The following is a 17,656-nucleotide window of genomic DNA, read 5'->3' as shown; positions in this document are numbered from 1 at the left end:
GCTGGCTGCCGCGCCCGGACAGCGCCCGCGTCTCGGTCGGGGGCTGCACGCGCGCGGGCGGCGCGGCCTGGCGCCGGCCCACCGCCAGCGCCTGCTCGATCTGCGCCGCCTCGATGGCGTTGCCGTCGGTGAGCAGCGCCGCGCGCTCCAGCACGTTGCGCAGCTCGCGCACGTTGCCGGGGAAGTCGTGGGCCGCCAGCCGTGCCAGGGCTTCGCGCGAGAGCGTTAGCTTGCGCGGCGCCACCCGCTCCAGCAGCGACTTCGCCAGCAGCGGGATGTCCTCGCGCCGCTCGCGCAGCGCCGGCAGCCGGATCGGGAAGGTGCTGAGCCGGTAGTACAGGTCTTCGCGGAAGCGGCCGTCGGCCACCATCGCGTCCAGGTCGCGGTGCGTGGCCGAGACCACGCGCACGTCGGCGCGGCGCAGCTCGGTGCTGCCCACGCGGCGGTAGGTGCCGTTCTCCAGCAGCCGCAGCAGTTTGACTTGCATCAGCAACGGGATGTCGCCCACCTCGTCCAGGAACAGCGTGCCGCCGCTGGCGGCTTCCACCAGGCCGGGCTTGCTGGCATGCGCGCCGGTGAAGGCGCCGCGCTCGTGGCCGAAGAGCTCGCTCTCGAACAGCGTCTCCGGCAGGCTGGCGCAGTCCACCACCACCAGCGGCCGCGTGGCGCGCAGGCTGACCTCGTGCAGCGCGCGCGCCACGAGCTCCTTGCCGGTGCCGGACTCGCCCAGCAGCAGCACGCTGGCCTGCGACGGGCCCACGCGCGCCACCAGCGCCAGCATCTCCTGGAAGGCCGGGGCGCGGCCGATCATGCCCTTGGCCGACGGCGTGCCCTCGGCCACGCGCAGCGGCTCCATCTTCTCGACGTAGAAGGCGACCTCGGCCGAGGCGTCGAGCACCGGCGTGAGTTCGATGTTCACGTAGGCCTCGCCCTGCGGCGTGTGATGCAGGTGCAGCACGCGCTCGCGCTGGCCGCTCTGGCGCGAGCGCGCCAGCGGGCAGCTCTCGCCGGCCTGGTCGCAGGGCCGGTCGAAGTGGTGCGACACGTCGTAGCAGGTGCGTCCGATCACGGACCCGGCCGGGCTGAACTGGCGCCGGTAGGCCGCGTTGGCCGCCACGATGCGGTACTGCCGGTCGAACACGATGTGCGGCTCGGACAGGCTTTCGAGAAAGGAGACGAGCTCCGGCAGGACGCTGGACATGGGCAGCCTGAAAGTCAGTCGGGGCGCCGGACCGGTTTCGGGCGCCAGCGCAGCGCGCTGCAGTCTACTGCCAGCGTTGGCAGCCCAGGCTGGCAGCCTGGTGCCGGCCCTTGCCGGACCGGTGTGCCAAGTGGGCGTGCCGCAAGGAGTTTTGCTACGGAGCCGCCTTGGCCTGCTTCTTGATAGCCCGGGCGCATCACCAGCGATGCCTGAACGCCGCCGCCGCAACGCGGTTGGCCGAGCGGCATGGACTCCTCCATGTACTTCCGTTTGCTGCATGACGAGGCCAGCGGGGCGATGAGCTACCTGCTGGCCGACCTGGATGCCCGCGAGGCGGTGCTCGTGGATCCGCGCGGCGCCGACGTGGCGGTGCTGCGCGCGATGCTGGCGGAGCACCGGCTGCGGCTGCGCTGGCTGCTGCGCACGCACGAGCACGATGCCGCGCTGCCCGAAGCGGAGCGCCTGGCGCTCGACACGCTGGCCGCGCCGCGGGTGCAGGGACGGCCGCTGCCAGACGGCAGCGTCACCTTTGGCGGCGAGGCGGTGCGCACCCTGGCGACGCCGGGCCACACGGCGCATTGCCTGAGCTTCCTGTGGCGCGACCGCCTGTTCTGCGGCGGCCTGCTGGCGGTGGATGCCTGTCCCTTCCAGCCGCGGCCGGCCGTGCCCGAAGCCCTGTGGGACAGCGTCACGCGCGAGGTGTTCACGCTGCCGGCGGAGACGCTGCTGTTCTGCGGCCACGTGCGCGCGTCGCGTGCCGTGAGCCAGGTGCATGAGCAGCGGCGCACGCACCCGTGGTTTGCCGGTGCCAGCCGCGACGAGTTCCTGGCCCGGGTGGCGGCGCTGCCGCCCGCGTAGTGGCGGGTGCCGGCCGTGGCGGGCGTCGCGCCCTCAGGCCCGGCGGCGCTCGCGCATCAGGCCCTGCACGAGCTCGCAGCTGTCGGCCAGCCCGGCGCTGGCCAGCGACCAGGAGGGCAGGCGCTGCGCCAGGCAGGCCACGGCGTCGAGCCCGTGGCCGGAATGCGCCAGCGCGTTGAGCGTGGTCACGTACAGCCGCGCCCCGGCTTCGGCCGCCTGCAGCGGGCGCAGCACCGGCTTGTGCAGCAGCGGGTCGTGCCGCACGAAGATCAGCCCGGCCAGGGGGCAGGGGGCGTGCGCCGCGTCCGCGGGCAGGGCCGCCACCGGCACGTGCAGCGTGCGGCCCAAGTCCAGTACCTGGTCCTCGGGAAAGGCATAGGGGCCCGGCGGGCGGCGCTTGAGGCACAGCGCATGCGGATAGGGATGCACCGCCAGCGACTCCAGGTCCACCGGGCTGAGCTCGTCGCTGAGATAGCGCAGGCCGTGGTGCAGCAGGCCCCAGGTGGTGGTGGATTTGCCGGCGCCGGAGTCGCCGATCAGCAGCCAGGCCCGTCCTTCCCACGCCAGCGCCGCGGCATGCAGGTGCAGCAGATCCGGGCGGCGGGTCTGCAGCGTCACGATGAGGTCCTTCTCCAGGTGGAACAGCAGTTCGCACGGGTCGTCGGCCGCGATGGGCGTGCGGCCCTGGCGGTGCAGGAGGTAGGCGTCATGCCCCGGATGGCGCGCCGCTGCGTAGGCCAGGTCGGGGGCGGCGTTGTCCGGCGCTGCGGGCATGGCGGCGAAGTTGCCCGTCACGATGCGCGCGACGGTGGGATCGGCATAGGCGATGCGCACGGTCTGCCCCAGAAGCTGGAAGGTCAGTGCGGGAGGCGGCTCCCCGCGCGCGGGGCGGAACGAGTTCGGATGAGGGCTCGGCACAGGCGTCGCTCCGTGGCGGCTTCAGGGGCCGGATCACGCGCCACGCCGTCGCCCGGTGTTCGCGGTGTGCCGGCGTGTGCGGTGGTTCGTGGGGAAGGCGCCCGGTGCGTTGGCAGGGGCCGTGTCGCACGGCGGGCGCCTGGGAAAAGGAAAGACCGGCGCCGGAGGGCCCGGTCACGACGGTGGCGGTGGCGTCAGTGCCCGCCCTTGCCCGGCTTGCCTGGGTTGTCCGGCTTACCGGGTTTCTCGGGCTTGCCTGGAGGGGCGGGCTTGATGGAGCCGGGCTTGGCGAAGGCCGGCGCGGCGGCCAGGGTCAGGATGGCCGGCGCGACGTAGGCGCCGCGCTTGACGAAATCCCGCCTAGAGCGGTCGGGTACTGCCATGGGTTTGTCTCCTTTCACGCCAGGGGCTGCGTGGGCGTGCTCTCACACTCGTCCAGCAGGTTCAGGGATTCCAGGCGCTGCAGCGTGGTGTGCACGTCGGCAAGCGCCTGGACTTCATCGACCGCGAAGTCCGCGGCCAGGATCGCCGCAATGGCTTGCGGCGTTGCGCCGTCGCGGCGCATGCGCCAGACGATGCTGGCGGTCTCATTGAGTTGGTGGATGTGGTTGGAAGCCGTGTCCAGGATCAGCAACTCGCCATCCACTTCACGGACGATCATTCCCACGGATGTGGGGTCGGTTGTCTGCATCTCGCCCTCCCTTCCTTGCGCCGCGCGCCCTGGTGCTTGGGCATCGCGAGTCCCAACAGCGAAACTGTTGCGAATATTCATATCCGACGCGTTGCAATCGCCCCGAGGGAGGCCCCCGAAAGTGTGTGTGACTAGCTACAAAATGTGTATCGCATGCGGTCCACGCTGACCGGCCTGTTGCTGGCCCACGCGGCCACCGGAGCGCCGCTGCGCCTGGACGCGGCGGATCTTGCGAGCCAGCCCGAAGCGGTGCGGGAGAGGCAGTTCCGCTGGCTGATGCACGGCGGGCTCGGTCCGCTGCTGCACCACGCCCTGCGGGCGCAGCCCGAGGGCGTGCCCGCGCACTGGCGCGAGGAACTGCTGGCCGCGGAGCTGACGGCGCGGGTGCGGCAGTCGGCGCTGGTGCAATCGGCGGCGGAGCTGATCGACACCTGCGCCGGCCTGGGCGTGGAGCTGACGCTGCTCAAGGGCATCTCCGTCAGCGAGCAGCTCTGGCCCGCGCCGCACCTGCGGCCGATGTCGGACATCGACGTGCTGCTGCCGCGGCATTTGCTCGATCAGGTTGAGTCCGCACTCACCGCCCCGGACGGCGGCCACGAGCGCATGGAGTTCCCCGTGCGCCCCGGGCTGCACCATGACGCGCCGCTGCGCCATTGCCGCCACGGCACGGTGGTGGAGCTGCACAAGGCGCTCTTCCCCGAGGACTCGCCTTTCAGCGTGGGACGGCTGTTCGCGCCGCAAGAGGTGCTCGCGCGCACGGTGGCGTCGAGCTTCCAGGGCCGCGGTGTGCGGCGACTGCCGCCGGCGCTGCAGCTGCCCTACATCGCCGCGGCCTGGTTCAACGACCTCACCGAGCTCAAGGTCGATCCCAGCTTCCTGCCCTCGGCCTTCGACGCGGTGTTCCTGCTGCGCCATCACGGCGCGACGCTGGAGTGGGACGCGCTGCGCGGCTGGCTGGAGGACGACGACGGCATGGTGCGCGGCTGCCTGGCCGCGCTGCTGAGCTGGCTGCCGCGCTTTGGCGTGGCGCCCGCGCCCGCGGCCTTCATGGCCTGGCTGGCCGGCAGCCAGCGCGTGGTGGGCCCGCTGCAGCGCCGGCTCATCCACTGGATGCTGGACCGCCACCTCGTCGGCGCGCGGCCCTGGACGCTGCCGCTGCCGCCGCCGGTGCCCGGCCGCTACAGCCCGCGCTACCAGTGGCGCAAGCGGGTTGCGTCGGCCTGAAGCCCGCCGTCCCGCGTCGGGCCGCGCACTGCCGCCGCGCCACCCGGCTGCTGCCACGTTTGGCAGGCGTGGCAGCCTGCACGCGGCGCGTCCGTGCCGGCAGGAGGACGTCGTGGCCTGGGCGGCCGGGCGGGCCGGCGCTGCCGGCGCCTGGCCCGCATCTTGATAAGACAGGTCGTGACCCGCGGTACTTGCCGCGTGGCGCCACAGCCCTGCCGCCGTGACGGGCCGGGGAGTGCGCGCCAACCCTTTGAGGAACGACCATGACGCATCTGACCCTTGACGGCGCAACCACGCCGGACCCTCTGCGCCGCCAGTGGCTCATCGCCACCGCGGGCGCCGGCGGCGTGGCCGCGGCGGCCACCGCCGTGCCCTTCGCCTCCACCTTCGCGCCCAGCGAGCGCGCCAAGGCGATGGGCGCGGCCGTGGAGGTGGACATCGGCGACATCCCGCCCGGCGGCATGAAGACCGTGGAGTGGCGCGGCAAGCCGGTGTGGGTGGTGCGGCGCACGCCGGAGATGATCGCGGCGCTGCAGCGCAACACCGACGCGCTGGCCGACCCGGCCTCGGCCCGGGACCAGCAGCCCGATTACGCCCGCAACGGCAGCCGCTCGCTGCGCCCGGAGGTGTTCGTGGCCGTGGGCATCTGCACGCACCTGGGCTGCTCGCCCAGCGCGGTGCCGGCCCACAGCGCCAACCCGAGCCTGCCCGCGGACTGGGCGGGCGGCTATTTCTGTCCCTGCCACGGCTCCACCTTCGATGGCGCCGGCCGCGTGTTCAAGAACAAGCCCGCGCCGACCAACCTGGAGATCCCGCCACACCGCTACCTCAGCGACACGCGGCTGCTCATCGGCGAGGACAAGGCGTGATGCCGGGGCGCCGCATGGGCGCGCCGCGTCGCGTGGCAAGCTGGCCGGCGCTCAACGCCTGAGCCGCCGAACCTTCACGCTTTTCTTCGATGCCCGGGGCCGCCGCGTGGACGCGCACCTCGGCGCCCTCAACGCCGCCGCGCTGCAGGTGCGCCTGCAACGGCTGCGCCAACCTTGACTTCCAGGCGCGCAGGCTGCGCCTTGCCTTCGCCGAGCACCGCATCGGCGGCGCCAAGCTGGCGCCGCCGCTCACGCCGCCACGGTCGCCGGCGCCGCGCCGGTGTCGGCCACGGCGCTGCCCGGCGCCTCCAGCGGCACCGTCACCCGCCAGTGCGTGCCCGGCCCGGGGCCGATCTCCACCAGTGAGTCCAGCTGGCGCGACAGCAGCGTCACCAGCCGCATGCCCAGGCTGGTGGCGACGGCGGGATCGAAGCCCGGCGGCAGGCCGGGGCCGCTGTCGTGCACCTCCAGCACCACGCCGCGCGGCGCGGCCGGCTCGGCCTCCTGCGGCCGCAGCACCAGGCCCAGCACCCCTTCGCCGCCCGGACCGTAGGCGTACTTGAGCGTGTTGGTGATCAGCTCGGTGACGATCAGCCCCAGCGGGATGGCCGTGTTCACCGGCAGCGACAGCGGCTGCAGCTCGAAGGCCGGGCGCACCCGGCGCTCTGCGCCGAAGGAGCGGATGAGCTGGTCCGCCAGCGTGCGCAGGTAGTCGGCGAAGTTCAGCGCCGACAGCGTGGACTGCTGGTACAGCCGCTGGTGCACCAGCGCCATGGCGCGCACCCGGTGCTCGGTCTCGCTGAACACGGCCTCGATGGCCGGGTCCCGCAACTGGCGGCGCTGCAGCTGCAGCAGGCTGGAGACCACCTGCAGGTTGTTCTTCACCCGGTGGTGCACCTCCTGCAGCAGCACCTCCTTCTCCGCCAGCGCCGCCTTGAGCACGGCCTCGGCCTCGCGCCGGGCCGTGATGTCCATGTTGATGCCGATCTGGCGCAGCAGCTCCCCGGCGTCGGAGAAGCTGGCTTGCGCATGGTCGGCGATCCAGGCCCAGTGCCCCGCGGCCGTGTGAATCCGGTACTCCGCCGTGTAGCCCGGCTGCGCCGGGCTCACCCCGGCCATGCGCGACAGCAGCATCGCGCGGTCCTCGGGGTGCACGCGCTCGATGGTCTCCTCGCCGCGGCCGCGCGGCGCCAGCCCCAGGGACGTGTACAGCGTGCCGATGCGCTGCACCTCGCCGGTGGCCGGGTCGTGGTCGTAGGCGCCCATGTGCGCCGCCTCCAGCGCCAGGCGCAGCCGCTCCTCGCCCAGGCGCAGCGCCTGCTCGGCGCGCTTGCGCTCGGTGATGTCCATGGTGGTGCCGACGTAGACCTCATGCCCGCCCTCGTCGCGCGCCAGGTACGCGTCCACCAGCACCTCGAAGGGGCTGCCATCGCGCCGCCGCGCCGTGAGCTCGGTGCGGCAGGCGCCCCAGGCGTGCAGTTCTTCGTAAACGCGCTGCGCCTGTTCGGGCTGCGTGCAATGCAGCTCCACGGGCTCGCCCACCACCTCCTCCGGCCGCTCATAGCCGAACTGCAGGGCGTAGGCGTCGTTGGCATAGGCGATGTAGCCCCGCCTGTCCACGATGCTCACGCCGTTGAGCGAGTGCTTGATCGCGCCGGCCAGCAGCTGCACCTCGGCCGTGCGCTCGGCCACGCGGCGCTCCAGCGCGCGCAGCTGCATGCGCACCGCGATGGCCGCCAGCACCGACTGCGCGATGCGCTCCAGCGAGCTGCGCTCCAGCGCCGTCCACTGCCGCGGCTTGTTGTCCACGACGCAGAAGCTGCCCAGCACGTGGCCATCGGGCGTGGCCAGCGGCACGCCCAGGTAGGCCACGACGCCCTCGGGCACCGGCAGGGCGTAGCGCGGCGGCGGCGCGCGGCGCGCGTCCTCCACCACCAGCGCCTCGCCGGAGGTGACGACGAACTGGCAGAACGACTCCTGCACCGGCAGCTCGCGCTTGCCCGCCAGCGCTTCGGGCAGCCCGAAGGCGCTCTTGAAGAACTGGCGCCGATCGTCCACCAGGCTGATCAGGCACAGCGGCACCTGCAGCGTCAGCGCCGCCAGCCGCGTGAAGCGGTCGAAGTCCTCCTCCGGCGGCGTGTCCATCAGCTGTGTGCGCCGCAGCGCCTCCAGCCGCTCGGGCGCGTCCAGGCGCTGCGGCGACGGCGGCGCCAAGGGCCGCACCACGCCGTCGCCGATGGAGCGCCACAGCGCCGCGTTGAGCTCGGCCGCCTGCTCGGCCTGCGCCTGCAGCCGGGTGTTGGCCTGGCTCAGCGATGCCTGGGCCTGCTCCAGCGCCCGCACGGTGTCGCCCAGCCGGCACAGGCTGCGCTGCTGGCCCCAGCCCGCCCAGGCCACCAGCGCCAGCGACAGCAGGCTGCCCAGCGCCGTCACGGCGACGGTCAGGTCGGTGTTGCGCTGCACCGCCACGTCGCGCTCGCCCAGCAGCCGGAGCTCCTGTGCGTCCAGCGCATCGAACAGGTCCGACATCGCCGCCAGCTCCGCCGGGCCCGTGCTCGCGGCGATGCGCTCGCGCGCGGCCGGCAGGCCCTGCACCACGGCCGCGTGCAGCACCGCCTCGTCCAGCTCGATCAGCGCCTGCAGGTGCCGCCCCAGCGCCGTGAGCCGTTGCAGCTGCACCGGGTCGTGCTCGCTGAGCTGCCGCAGCCGCTGCAGCCGCCGCGGCGCCTGGCGCTGAGCCTCGCGCCCGGGCTCCAGCCAGTCCTCGCGCCCGGTGGCCACGTAGCCGCGCACCGCGCGCGAGAGCTCCAGCACGTCGTTGCGCAGCTCGGCCAGCTCCAGCCGCACCTGGTGCGTGAGGGCACGCCCGCGCACGGCTTCGCGCGCAACGTTCTGGAACCACAGCGCCACCACCGCCACCGCCAGCAGCAGCCCCAGCGCGATGCGGATCGCACGCGGAAACGGCAGTCCACCGGCGCGCGGCAACCTGAAAGCCGGTTCGGAATGTTGCAAGAAGCCCCCAATCGTCCGTCGTTGACACGGCACCCGGGAGGCGGCCCGCGCCCCCGCGGTAGCGCTGGCCGGCCAGAACAGCGCCGAGGCGCTCATTTTGTGTCAACCCGTGAATGAGGGTGGGCTCGTCTCCTCGCCGGGGGCGGGCGTGCTGCCGGCCGTGTTTTCCCGCTCGGCAGCGCGCCCTCAAGGCACCAGCACCGCCGCGCCCTGCAGCCGGCCGCGGCGCAGGTCGTCCAGCGCCTGGTTGGCCTGCTCCAGCGGGTAGACGCTGGCCTGCACTTCCAGCGGCCGGGCGGCCACCAGATCCAGGAACTCCAGGCCGTCGCGCCGCGTGAGGTTGGCCACCGACACCACCTGCCGCTCCTCCCACAGCAGCCGGTAGGCGAAGGCCGGGATGTCGCTCATGTGGATGCCGCCGCACACCACGCGCCCACCCTTGCGCAGTGCCCGCAGCGCCAGCGGCACCAGGGCGCCCACGGGGGCGAACAGGATCGCCGCGTCCAGCAGGCGCGGCGGCGGCTCCTCGGAGGCGCCGGCCCAGGTCACGCCCAGCCGCCGCGCGAAGTCCTGCGCCGCCGTGTCGCCCGCGCGCGTGAAGGCGTACACCTCGCGCCCCTGGCGCAACGCCACCTGCGCGATCAGGTGCGCCGCCGCGCCGAAGCCGTACAGCCCCAGCGCCCGGGCCTCGTCGCCGGCCGCGCGCAGGCAGCGCCAGCCGATGAGCCCGGCGCACAGCAGCGGCGCCAGGTGCACCGCGTCGGCCGCCTGGGAGCGCAGCGGCAGGCAGAACGCGGCCTCGGCGACCACGTGCGTGGCGAAGCCGCCGTCGCGGGTGTGGCCGGTGAAGCCCGGCGCGTCGCACAGGTTCTCGTGGCCGTGCGCGCAGTAGTCGCAATGGCCGCAGGCGTGGCCCAGCCACGGCACGCCCACGCGGTCCCCGGCGCGCAGCGCGTCCACGCCGGGCCCCAGCGCCTCGACCTCGCCCACGATCTCGTGGCCCGGTACGACGGGCAGCCGTGTGCCGGGCAGCTCGCCATCGACCACGTGCAGGTCGGTGCGGCACACCGCGCAGGCCAGCACCCGCAGCCGCACCTCGCCCGGGCCCGGCACCGGGTCGGCACGCTCCTGCAGCACCAGCGGCGTGCCGGGCCGCTGCAACACCATGGCTTTCATGGAGACACCTCCTCTTCAAGCGCGAGCCATTGTGAGCGTCGCCCCGAAGCCGGGATCTTGAGCGGGGTCAGGCGGTGCGATGCCGGTTGCGCCGGCAACCGAGCACCGAGTGAAGCCCCTGTTTGAAGGCCGCATGCGCGGACGTTGACCTGCGTCACGGCGGCGCCGCGTGGCCGCGCCGATGCTGTGCATGCGGAAGCCGAGCCCTGCCGGGCCACGACCCGGGGCCGGCCCTTCCGTACAGGCATGCGTCGGGGAGGCCGCATGCGACTCGACCCTGGAGGTGTCGCATGAACGCACGCAGGCCCTGGAGGCTGCCGGTCCGACTCCTGCCCGTGCTGGCGATCGCCGCGGGCGCGCTGGCGCTGCCCGCGCCGGGCCTGGCGGACACGCCGGCCGCCGCGGCCACGGCGCCGCGCATCGCGATCCAGGCCCCCGCGGACCTGCCGCCGCCGAGCCTGTCCCAGGCACCGAACCCCGCCCCGAGCGCGGCCGAGGCGGCGCCGCAAGGCGCGGCCCCCGAACCGGATGCGCTGTATGTCCTGGCGCTGGTGGTCGCGGGGCTGCTCGGAGGCTGGCGGCGCGCCTTCTCCTGAGGCGCCGCGGGGCCGATGCCCAGTGCGCCTGCGCGGGGATGATGAGGCGCGGTGCGAAGCGTCTTGGCCCACAGGATGCGATAGCGCGCTGGGTTTGCTGGGACAGCACTGAAGCTGACACGGGTCTGCCTGTCGCTTGAGCCGCGTCAAGCCGCGCCGTGAATCCAGGGGCAAAGATGCGTTCGTGCCTGCCACCGCCTTCACGTCCGGGCCGCCGGGAACGGCCCCTGCCGCTGCCGCGATCCCCGCAGCCACGGCGGCCGAAGCGCCGCTGTTCCACGCGCGCGGCCTGAGCAAGACCTACGGCAGCGGCGCCGCCGAGGTGCGCGCGCTGCGGGATGTGGACCTGGACGTCCGCCGCGGCGAGTTCATCGTGCTGCTGGGCCCCTCGGGCAGCGGCAAGTCCACGCTGCTCAACATCCTGGGCGGGCTGGACGTGCCCAGCGCCGGCGAACTGCGCTTCGGCGACCTGGACCTGGCGCGCGCCGACGAAGCCACGCTCACCGAGTACCGGCGCCGCCACGTGGGCTTCGTGTTCCAGTTCTACAACCTCATCCCCAGCCTCACGGTGCGCGAGAACGTGGCGCTGGTGACCGACATCGCCGAGCGGCCCATGTCCGTGGACGAGGCGGTGGACCGCGTGGGCCTGACGCCGCGGCGCGACCACTTCCCGGCGCAGCTCTCCGGCGGCGAGCAGCAGCGCGTGGCCATCGCGCGCGCCATCGCCAAGCGTCCCGAGGTGCTGCTGTGCGACGAGCCCACCGGCGCGCTGGACGTGCACACCGGCAAGCTGGTGCTGGAGGTCATCGGCGGCGTGCACCGCGACACCGGCACCACCACCATCGTCATCACGCACAACGCCGCCATCGCCGCCATGGCCGACCGCGTGCTGCACATGGGCGACGGACGGCTGCAGCGCGTGGAGGTGAACACGCGCAAGCTGCCGGCCTCGGCACTGGTCTGGTGAGCGGGGCGCGGCATGAAGGCGCTCGACGTGAAGCTCCTGCGCGACCTGCGGCTGATGTGGTCGCAGGCGCTGACCATCGCGCTGGTGGTGGCCAGCGGCGTGGGAGGCTTCCTCACCAGCCTGTCGGCGGTGGACTCGCTGGCCTGGGCCCGCGACGGCTACTACGCCGAAGGGCGCTTCGCCGACGTGTTCGCCGGCCTCAAGCGCGCGCCCGAAGGGCTGCAGGAGAGCCTGCGCGCGCTGCCCGGCGTGGCCGAGGTGCAGACCGGCGTCGAGGCCATGGTGCGCGTGACCATTCCCGGCTCGCCCGATCCCGTGATCGGCCAGCTCATCGGGCTGGACCTGCGCGCGCCGCAGCGCCTGAACCGCGTCACCGTCAGCGCCGGGCAGCCGCTGCAGGCCGAGGGCGGCGCGGCGCGGGACGATGCCATTCCCGCGCTGGTGTCCGAGGCCTTCGCGCAGGTGCGCCAGTTGAAATTCGGCGACACCGTGGGCGTGCTGGTGAACGGGCGCCAGCGCCAGCTGCGCATCGTCGGCACCGCGCTGTCGCCGGAGTTCATCTTTGCCGGGCTGTGGGGCATGCCCGATCAGCGCGGCTACGGCGTGTTCTGGATCGACCGCGAGGTGCTGGAGGCCGCCTACGACCTGCGCGGCGCCTTCAACCAGGTGCGCGTGCGGCTGGCGCCCGGCGCGTCCGAGCCCGCGGTGATCGCCGCGCTGCAGCAGCGCCTGGCGCCTTACGGCGGGCGCGACGTGCACGGCCGCGCCGACCAGGGCTCGCACGTGATGCTGGACAACGAGATCAAGTCGCAGCGCGTCATCGGCACCGTGCTGCCGGCGATCTTCCTGGGCGTGGCGGCCTTCCTGCTCAACGTCGTGGTCTCGCGCCTGGTGGGCACGCAGCGCGAGCAGATCGCCGCGCTCAAGGCGCTGGGCTACCCGGACGCCGCCATCGCGCTGCACTACCTGAAGCTGGTGCTGCTGATCGTGGCGCTGGGGCTGCTGCTGGGGCTGGCGCTGGGCCAGTGGCTGGGCGGCCAGCTCACCGGGCTGTACGCGGAGTTCCTGCGCTTCCCGCGCTTCGAGCACCGCGTGGCGCCGGGGCTGCTGGCGGTGGCCGCGGGCATCACCGCCGCCACCGCGGTGCTGGGCACGCTGGGGGCGATCCTGGCCACGGTGCGGCTGGCGCCGGCCGAGGCCATGCGTCCGCCCGCGCCCGGGCGCTACCGGCCCACGCTGCTGGAGCGGCTGGGCGTGCGCCGCCTGGCGCCGGCGCTGCGCATGGTGTTGCGCAACATGGAGCGCCGGCCGCTGCGCACGGCGCTGTCCATCGGCGGCATCGCCGCGGCGGTGGCCATCACCATCATGGGCAACTTCCTGCGCGACGCCATCGACGAGGTGGTGGACACGCAGTTCACGCTGTCGCTGCGCGGCGACGTGACGGTGTGGATGAACGACGCGGTGGACGACGCCGTGCGGCTGGAGCTGGCGCGGCTGCCGGGCGTGCTGGGCGTGGAGTCCACGCGCTTCGTGCCCGTGAACTTCAGCCACGGCCCGCGCCACGAGCGCGGACTGATCCGCGGCTACGCGCCGCGCGCCGAGCTCTACCGCGTGATCGACGTGCAGCGGCGCCAGCTGCTGCTGGAGGACCGCGGCCTGGTGCTCACCGACCGCCTGGCCGACAAGCTCGGCGTGCGCCCGGGCGACAGCGTGCGCGCCGAGGTGCTGGTGGGCCGGCCGCGCACGCTGGAGCTGAGGGTGTCGGCCACGGTCAGCGAGATGATGGGACTCAACGCCTACATGGACCGTCGCCAGCTCAACCGGTTGCTGGGCGACGGCGACGTCTCCACCGGCTTCGTGCTGTCGGTGCAGCGCGGCAGCGAGGAGGCGCTGCTGGCGGCCACGCAGCGCATGCCGCGCATCGCCGGGGCCTTCAGCAAGGCCACGATGCTGCGCAACATGCAGGAGATCAGCGCGCGCAACGTGCGCATCATGAGCACGGTGCTGACGGCCTTCGCGGTGGTGATCGCGGTGGGCGTGGTCTACAACAACGCGCGCATCGCGCTGGCCGAGCGCGGCTGGGAGCTGGCGAGCCTGCGCGTGCTGGGTTTCACGCGCGCGGAGGTGTCGGCGCTGCTGCTGGGCGAGCTGGCGCTGTCGATCGCGGTGGCGCTGCCCCTGGGGATGCTGCTGGGCTATGCGCTGATGCACGGCGTGGCGCAGGCGCTGCAGAGCGACCAGTTCATGTTCCTGGTGGTGGTGCGCGCGCGCACCTATGCCTGGGCCGCCCTGGCCGTGGTGGCCGCCGGCGTGGCCAGCGCGCTGGTGGTGCGCCGGCGCATCGACCGGCTGGACATGGTGGCGGTCTTGAAGACGAGGGATTGAAACCATGAAGCGAAAGACCTGGGCCTTCACCGCCGCCGGCGCGGTGCTGGCGGTGGCGCTGCTGGGCTGGGCCTTCGCGCCGCATCCGGTGCCGGTGGAGACCGCGGCGGTGACGCAGGGCACCTTCGAGGCCGTGATCGAGGAGGAGGGCAAGACCCGCGTGCGCGACCGCTACGTGGTGAGCGCGCCGCTGGCGGGGGTGCTGCAGCGCATCGCGCTGCGCGAGGGCGACGCGGTGCGGCCCGGCGACCCGGTGGCGCTGCTCACGCCGGTGCTGCCGGTGCTGCAGGACGAGCGCACGCTGCGCGAGCAGCAGGCGCGGCTGGAGATGGCGCTGGCCGGCCGCGAGCGCGCCGCGGCACGCGTGGCGCGCGCGCAGGTGAGCCTGCAGCAGGCCCGCGCCGAGGCCGCGCGCAGCGGCGAACTGGTGCGCCAGGGCTTCGTGTCGCTGTCGCGCTTCGACAACGACCAGCTCGCGGTGCAGGCCGCGCAGCGCGACGTGGAGGCTGCGGTGCAGGAGGCGCACGTGGCCGGCCACGACGTCGAGCAGGCGCGCGCGGCGCTGACGGCCGTGCAGCGTGGCCCGGCCGCGGCGCAGGGACGCGCCTTCGTGCTGCGCTCGCCCGTGGCCGCGCGCGTGCTGCGCGTGGCGCAGCAGAGCGAGAGCGCGGTGGCGGTGGGCACCCCGCTGCTGGAGCTGGGCGACACGGCGCAGCTGGAAGTGGTGGCGGAGTTGCTGACCACCGACGCGCTCAAGGCCGTGCCGGGCAGCCGGGTGCTGATCGAGCGCTGGGGCGGCGCGGGCGTGCTCGAAGGCCGGGTGCGGCTGGTGGAGCCCGCGGCCTTCACCAAGGTCTCGGCGCTGGGCGTGGAGGAGCAGCGCGTGCGCGTGCTCATCGACCTGGCCGGCGACCCCGCCGCCTGGCGCGCGCTGGGCGACGCCTACCGGGTGGGCGTGCGCATCGTCACCTTGTCGGTGGAAGGCGCGGTGCAGGTGCCGGTGGGCGCGGTGTTCCCGGTGGAGGACGGCGAGGCGATGGCGGTGTACCGCCTGGACGGCGAGCGCGCGGTGCTGCAGCCGGTGGAGGTGGCCGCGCGCAACGGCGCGCAGGCCTGGGTGAAGAGCGGGCTCAAGCCGGGACAGGAGGTGGTGGTGTACCCCTCCAGCGCGGTGCGCGACGGGCAGCGGGTGCAGCGGCGCCGGGTGTCGTGACGCCGGAACGCCTTGGGCTGCGACCGGATGCACGAAGCGGCGATGGGCGTGATGGAGAGCACAGCGACCCTTTGCGAGAGGTCAATCCACGCCGGCCAAGCCTTTCTAGAGTGGGGGCGTGACATCAGCGAGAACGGAGAGCGGCGCAAGCGCGCCGGGCACCATGAGCACGATCCAATACCTTGAGACCCTGGAACAGCCCTCGCTGCCCGAGCTGGGCGACGAACGCCTGCAGCGCGTGTTCGAACGGCCGGACGGCTACCACTGGATCGACGTCAACGGCCACCAGGAATTCGGCCCGTTCAGCACGCTGGCGCTGGCGCTGGCGGACATGGACGCCCCGGGCGAGCCCGCGCTGGACGAGGGCGAGTGCATCGAGGACGAGACCTCCTGGCTGGGCCTGGACCTGGAGACCGACGGCCCCGGCGACGACGGCTTCGAGCGCGCCGCCTGGGCCCTGGCCGACGCGGCCTGAAGTCCGCGCCGCGGCGCCGGCTGCACACTCCGGGGATGTGAATCCATCGGAGCATGTGCATGAGAGTGGGCGTATTGACCGGAGGGGGTGACGGCCCCGGCCTGAACGCGGTGATCCGCGCCGTCACCAAGTCGCTTATCCGCCAGTGCGGGGCGCAGGTGGTGGGCATCGAGGAAGGCTTCGGCGGGCTGCAGGAAGGCCGCGTGCGCCAGCTCGACTGGCGCGCGGTGAGCGGGCTGATCCACCTGGGCGGCACGGTGCTGGGCACCAGCAACCGCCGCAACCCGCTGCTCGAAGGCGAGGAGGGCGTGCAGCGCGTGGTCGAGAGCGCGCGGGCGCTGGGCCTGGACGCGGTGGTGGCCGTGGGCGGCGACGGCACCATGAGCATCGCGCAGGCGATGTGGCAGCGCGGGCTGCCGATGGTGGGCGTGCCCAAGACCATCGACAACGACATCGTGGGCTGCGAGCGCAGCTTCGGCTTCGACACCGCGGTGTCCATCGCCACCGAGGCGCTGGAGCGGCTGCAGACCACGGGACAGGCGCACGGGCGCGTGATGATCCTGGAGACCATGGGCCGCGACGCGGGCTGGATCGCGCTGGAGGCTGGCATCGCCGGCGCGGCCGACGTGATCCTGCTGCCCGAGATCCCTTACGACATCGAGGCCGTGGCCGCGGTGTGCCGCGAGCGCGAGGCGCGCCAGCGCTTCACCGTGATCTGCGTGGCCGAGGGCGCCAGGCCGCGCGATGGCGACGTGGTGGTGCAGGAGCGCATCGAGGGCCGCGACGAGCCGGTGCGGCTGGGCGGCGTGGCGCACGTGCTGGCGGCGCAGCTGCAGTCGCGGCTGCAGAGCGAAGTGCGCGCCACGGTGCTGGGCCACGTGCAGCGCGGCGGCGCGCCCACGGCCTTCGACCGCGTGCTGGCCACGCGCTACGGCAACGAGGTGTCGCGGCTGGTGTGCCGCGGCGAGTTCGGCCGCATGGTGACGCTGCAGGGCGGCGAGCTCACCAGCGTGGGGCTGGAGGCCGTGGCCACGGGGCGGCGCTGCATTCCGGCGCAGCACCCGCTGCTGGGCTGCGCGCGCGAGATCGGCGTGAGCCTGGGCGAGCCGGCCTGAGCCGCCGGGCCGCCGTCCGGCGGCCCGGGAGGACGCCGCGGTCAGCGGGCAAGCTGGCAGGAAACCTCAATATCGTGCCGGCCTGGCCGATAGAAGGGTTATCACTGAAACGCTCTGACGAGGCCCCATGCCGCCTTTCCTCAAACGCATTGCAGGAGCGTTGGCGTTCGCGCTGGTTCCGGCGCTGTGCGGCGCCGCCGCGGCCACCGAGACGGGCAGCCGCCTGGAGCGCGTGCGCCAGGCGGGCGAGCTGCGCGTGTGCATCTGGCCCGACTACTACAGCATCTCCTACCGCCATCCGGTGACGCGCCAGCTCGCCGGCATCGACATCGACCTGGCGCAGGAACTGGGCAAGGACCTGGGCGTGGAGGTGCGCTTCGTGGACAGCAGCTTCGCGCGGCTGTTCGACGACGTGCTGGGCGACCGCTGCGACGTGGCGATGTTCGCCATCGGCATCACGCCCGCGCGCCAGGAGAAGCTGCGCTTCACCTCGCCGCACCTGGCCAGCGACATCTACGCCATCACCACGCGCAGCAACCGCCGCATCCGTGGCTGGGACGACATCGACCGTCCCGGCGTGGTGGTGGCGGTGGCGCGCGGCACGCTGCACGAGCCGGTGATGCGCGAGCAGCTGCGCCAGGCGCAGCTCGCGGTGCTGGACACGCCGCATGCGCGGGAGCAGGAGGTCGAATCCGGCCGCGCCGACGTGTTCATGACCGACTTCCCCTACAGCCGCCGCATGCTCACCAGCACCGACTGGGCGCGGCTGGTGGCGCCCACCAGCACCTACCACGTCACGCCCTACGCCTGGGCCGTGGCGCCGGGCGACGATCGCTGGTGGCAGGAGGTCGAGGCCTTCGCGACCCGCATCCGGCGCGACGGGCGGCTGCTGGAGGCGGCGCGCCGCCATGAGCTGACGCCCATCGTCGTCAAGCCCTGAACGCCGATCCAACCCG

Annotated in this window: 16 protein-coding genes; 10 read left to right on the top strand and 6 right to left on the bottom strand. The window is 73.4% G+C overall.

The genetic code is table 11. From position 1 onward, the window contains the following. A partial coding sequence (locus Q0741_RS18420; protein ID WP_298234647.1) for a sigma-54-dependent Fis family transcriptional regulator occupies positions 1-1,201 on the bottom strand: 1,201 nt, incomplete at its 3' end. Between the two features lie 258 nt (positions 1,202-1,459). On the opposite strand from Q0741_RS18420, the gene Q0741_RS18415 reads away from it, so the two are divergent. Then, positions 1,460-2,059, top strand: a complete 600-nt coding sequence (locus Q0741_RS18415; protein WP_298234646.1) for a hypothetical protein — start codon at positions 1,460-1,462, stop codon at positions 2,057-2,059. A gap of 33 nt (positions 2,060-2,092) precedes the next feature. Here Q0741_RS18415 and Q0741_RS18410 read toward each other — a convergent pair whose 3' ends face one another. The 3 genes from Q0741_RS18410 to Q0741_RS18400 all read right to left on the bottom strand — a co-directional run bounded on the left by Q0741_RS18410 (position 2,093) and on the right by Q0741_RS18400 (position 3,668). Further along, positions 2,093-2,893, bottom strand: coding sequence for a hypothetical protein (locus Q0741_RS18410; protein WP_298234645.1), 801 nt, complete (start codon positions 2,891-2,893; stop codon positions 2,093-2,095). 278 nt (positions 2,894-3,171) lie between these two features. Further along, the gene (locus Q0741_RS18405; protein WP_298234644.1) at positions 3,172-3,360 is read right to left on the bottom strand and encodes a hypothetical protein; all 189 of its coding nucleotides are present in this window, start codon (positions 3,358-3,360) and stop codon (positions 3,172-3,174) included. 14 nt (positions 3,361-3,374) lie between these two features. Next, positions 3,375-3,668: a PqqD family protein gene (locus Q0741_RS18400; RefSeq protein ID WP_298234643.1), complete on the bottom strand. Its 294-nt coding sequence runs from the start codon at positions 3,666-3,668 to the stop codon at positions 3,375-3,377. Positions 3,669-3,821: 153 nt separating this feature from the next. Here Q0741_RS18400 and Q0741_RS18395 point away from each other — a divergent pair, with 153 nt between their 5' ends. Beyond that, entirely contained in the window at positions 3,822-4,892 is a 1,071-nt protein-coding gene (locus Q0741_RS18395; protein WP_298234642.1) for a nucleotidyltransferase family protein, read from the top strand. A 263-nt stretch (positions 4,893-5,155) separates the two neighbouring features. Further along, positions 5,156-5,761: a ubiquinol-cytochrome c reductase iron-sulfur subunit gene (gene petA, locus Q0741_RS18390; protein ID WP_298234641.1), complete on the top strand. Its 606-nt coding sequence runs from the start codon at positions 5,156-5,158 to the stop codon at positions 5,759-5,761. Positions 5,762-6,010: 249 nt separating this feature from the next. Here the strand turns inward: petA and Q0741_RS18385 are convergent, their stop codons facing one another. Next, the gene (locus Q0741_RS18385) at positions 6,011-8,773 is read right to left on the bottom strand and encodes a histidine kinase dimerization/phosphoacceptor domain -containing protein (RefSeq protein ID WP_298234640.1); all 2,763 of its coding nucleotides are present in this window, start codon (positions 8,771-8,773) and stop codon (positions 6,011-6,013) included. Between the two features lie 186 nt (positions 8,774-8,959). Next, positions 8,960-9,949, bottom strand: a complete 990-nt coding sequence (locus tag Q0741_RS18380; RefSeq protein WP_298234639.1) for a zinc-dependent alcohol dehydrogenase family protein — start codon at positions 9,947-9,949, stop codon at positions 8,960-8,962. A gap of 290 nt (positions 9,950-10,239) precedes the next feature. Here Q0741_RS18380 and Q0741_RS18375 point away from each other — a divergent pair, with 290 nt between their 5' ends. The 7 genes from Q0741_RS18375 to Q0741_RS18345 all read left to right on the top strand — a co-directional run bounded on the left by Q0741_RS18375 (position 10,240) and on the right by Q0741_RS18345 (position 17,640). Continuing rightward, on the top strand, positions 10,240-10,545 hold the full coding sequence (locus Q0741_RS18375; RefSeq protein WP_298234638.1) for a hypothetical protein: 306 nt from the start codon (positions 10,240-10,242) through the stop codon (positions 10,543-10,545). Positions 10,546-10,786: 241 nt separating this feature from the next. Next, positions 10,787-11,512 carry an ABC transporter ATP-binding protein gene (locus tag Q0741_RS18370; protein WP_298234649.1) on the top strand — a complete coding sequence of 242 codons (726 nt, stop codon included), beginning with the start codon at positions 10,787-10,789 and terminating at the stop codon, positions 11,510-11,512. Between the two features lie 12 nt (positions 11,513-11,524). Continuing rightward, a complete protein-coding gene (locus tag Q0741_RS18365; protein ID WP_298234637.1) occupies positions 11,525-13,897 on the top strand; it encodes an FtsX-like permease family protein in 2,373 nt (790 codons plus the stop codon). 4 nt (positions 13,898-13,901) lie between these two features. Continuing rightward, the gene (locus Q0741_RS18360; protein WP_298234636.1) at positions 13,902-15,110 is read left to right on the top strand and encodes an HlyD family efflux transporter periplasmic adaptor subunit; all 1,209 of its coding nucleotides are present in this window, start codon (positions 13,902-13,904) and stop codon (positions 15,108-15,110) included. Between the two features lie 163 nt (positions 15,111-15,273). After that, entirely contained in the window at positions 15,274-15,585 is a 312-nt protein-coding gene (locus tag Q0741_RS18355) for a hypothetical protein (RefSeq protein WP_298234635.1), read from the top strand. A 59-nt stretch (positions 15,586-15,644) separates the two neighbouring features. Continuing rightward, positions 15,645-16,700, top strand: coding sequence for an ATP-dependent 6-phosphofructokinase (locus tag Q0741_RS18350; RefSeq protein ID WP_298234634.1), 1,056 nt, complete (start codon positions 15,645-15,647; stop codon positions 16,698-16,700). Positions 16,701-16,827: 127 nt separating this feature from the next. Continuing rightward, on the top strand, positions 16,828-17,640 hold the full coding sequence (locus Q0741_RS18345; RefSeq protein WP_298234633.1) for an ABC transporter substrate-binding protein: 813 nt from the start codon (positions 16,828-16,830) through the stop codon (positions 17,638-17,640). Positions 17,641-17,656 lie beyond the last annotated feature (16 nt).

Source organism: uncultured Azohydromonas sp. (assembly GCF_937926365.1).
GTDB lineage: Bacteria > Pseudomonadota > Gammaproteobacteria > Burkholderiales > Burkholderiaceae_C > Azohydromonas.
This window is presented reverse-complemented; position numbering and strand designations above follow the sequence as displayed.

What these genes read in the sequence shown, in the direction of transcription:
- Q0741_RS18395 (WP_298234642.1), top strand. Translation starts at nt 3,822, where the DNA reads ATGCGGTCCACGCTGACCGGCCTGTTGCTGGCCCACGCGGCCACCGGA.
- Q0741_RS18355 (WP_298234635.1), top strand. Translation starts at nt 15,274, where the DNA reads ATGAGCACGATCCAATACCTTGAGACCCTGGAACAGCCCTCGCTGCCC.
- Q0741_RS18405 (WP_298234644.1), bottom strand. Translation starts at nt 3,360, where the DNA reads ATGGCAGTACCCGACCGCTCTAGGCGGGATTTCGTCAAGCGCGGCGCC.
- Q0741_RS18400 (WP_298234643.1), bottom strand. Translation starts at nt 3,668, where the DNA reads ATGCAGACAACCGACCCCACATCCGTGGGAATGATCGTCCGTGAAGTG.
- Q0741_RS18350 (WP_298234634.1), top strand. Translation starts at nt 15,645, where the DNA reads ATGAGAGTGGGCGTATTGACCGGAGGGGGTGACGGCCCCGGCCTGAAC.
- Q0741_RS18360 (WP_298234636.1), top strand. Translation starts at nt 13,902, where the DNA reads ATGAAGCGAAAGACCTGGGCCTTCACCGCCGCCGGCGCGGTGCTGGCG.
- Q0741_RS18345 (WP_298234633.1), top strand. Translation starts at nt 16,828, where the DNA reads ATGCCGCCTTTCCTCAAACGCATTGCAGGAGCGTTGGCGTTCGCGCTG.
- Q0741_RS18365 (WP_298234637.1), top strand. Translation starts at nt 11,525, where the DNA reads ATGAAGGCGCTCGACGTGAAGCTCCTGCGCGACCTGCGGCTGATGTGG.
- Q0741_RS18375 (WP_298234638.1), top strand. Translation starts at nt 10,240, where the DNA reads ATGAACGCACGCAGGCCCTGGAGGCTGCCGGTCCGACTCCTGCCCGTG.
- petA (WP_298234641.1), top strand. Translation starts at nt 5,156, where the DNA reads ATGACGCATCTGACCCTTGACGGCGCAACCACGCCGGACCCTCTGCGC.
- Q0741_RS18380 (WP_298234639.1), bottom strand. Translation starts at nt 9,949, where the DNA reads ATGAAAGCCATGGTGTTGCAGCGGCCCGGCACGCCGCTGGTGCTGCAG.
- Q0741_RS18415 (WP_298234646.1), top strand. Translation starts at nt 1,460, where the DNA reads ATGTACTTCCGTTTGCTGCATGACGAGGCCAGCGGGGCGATGAGCTAC.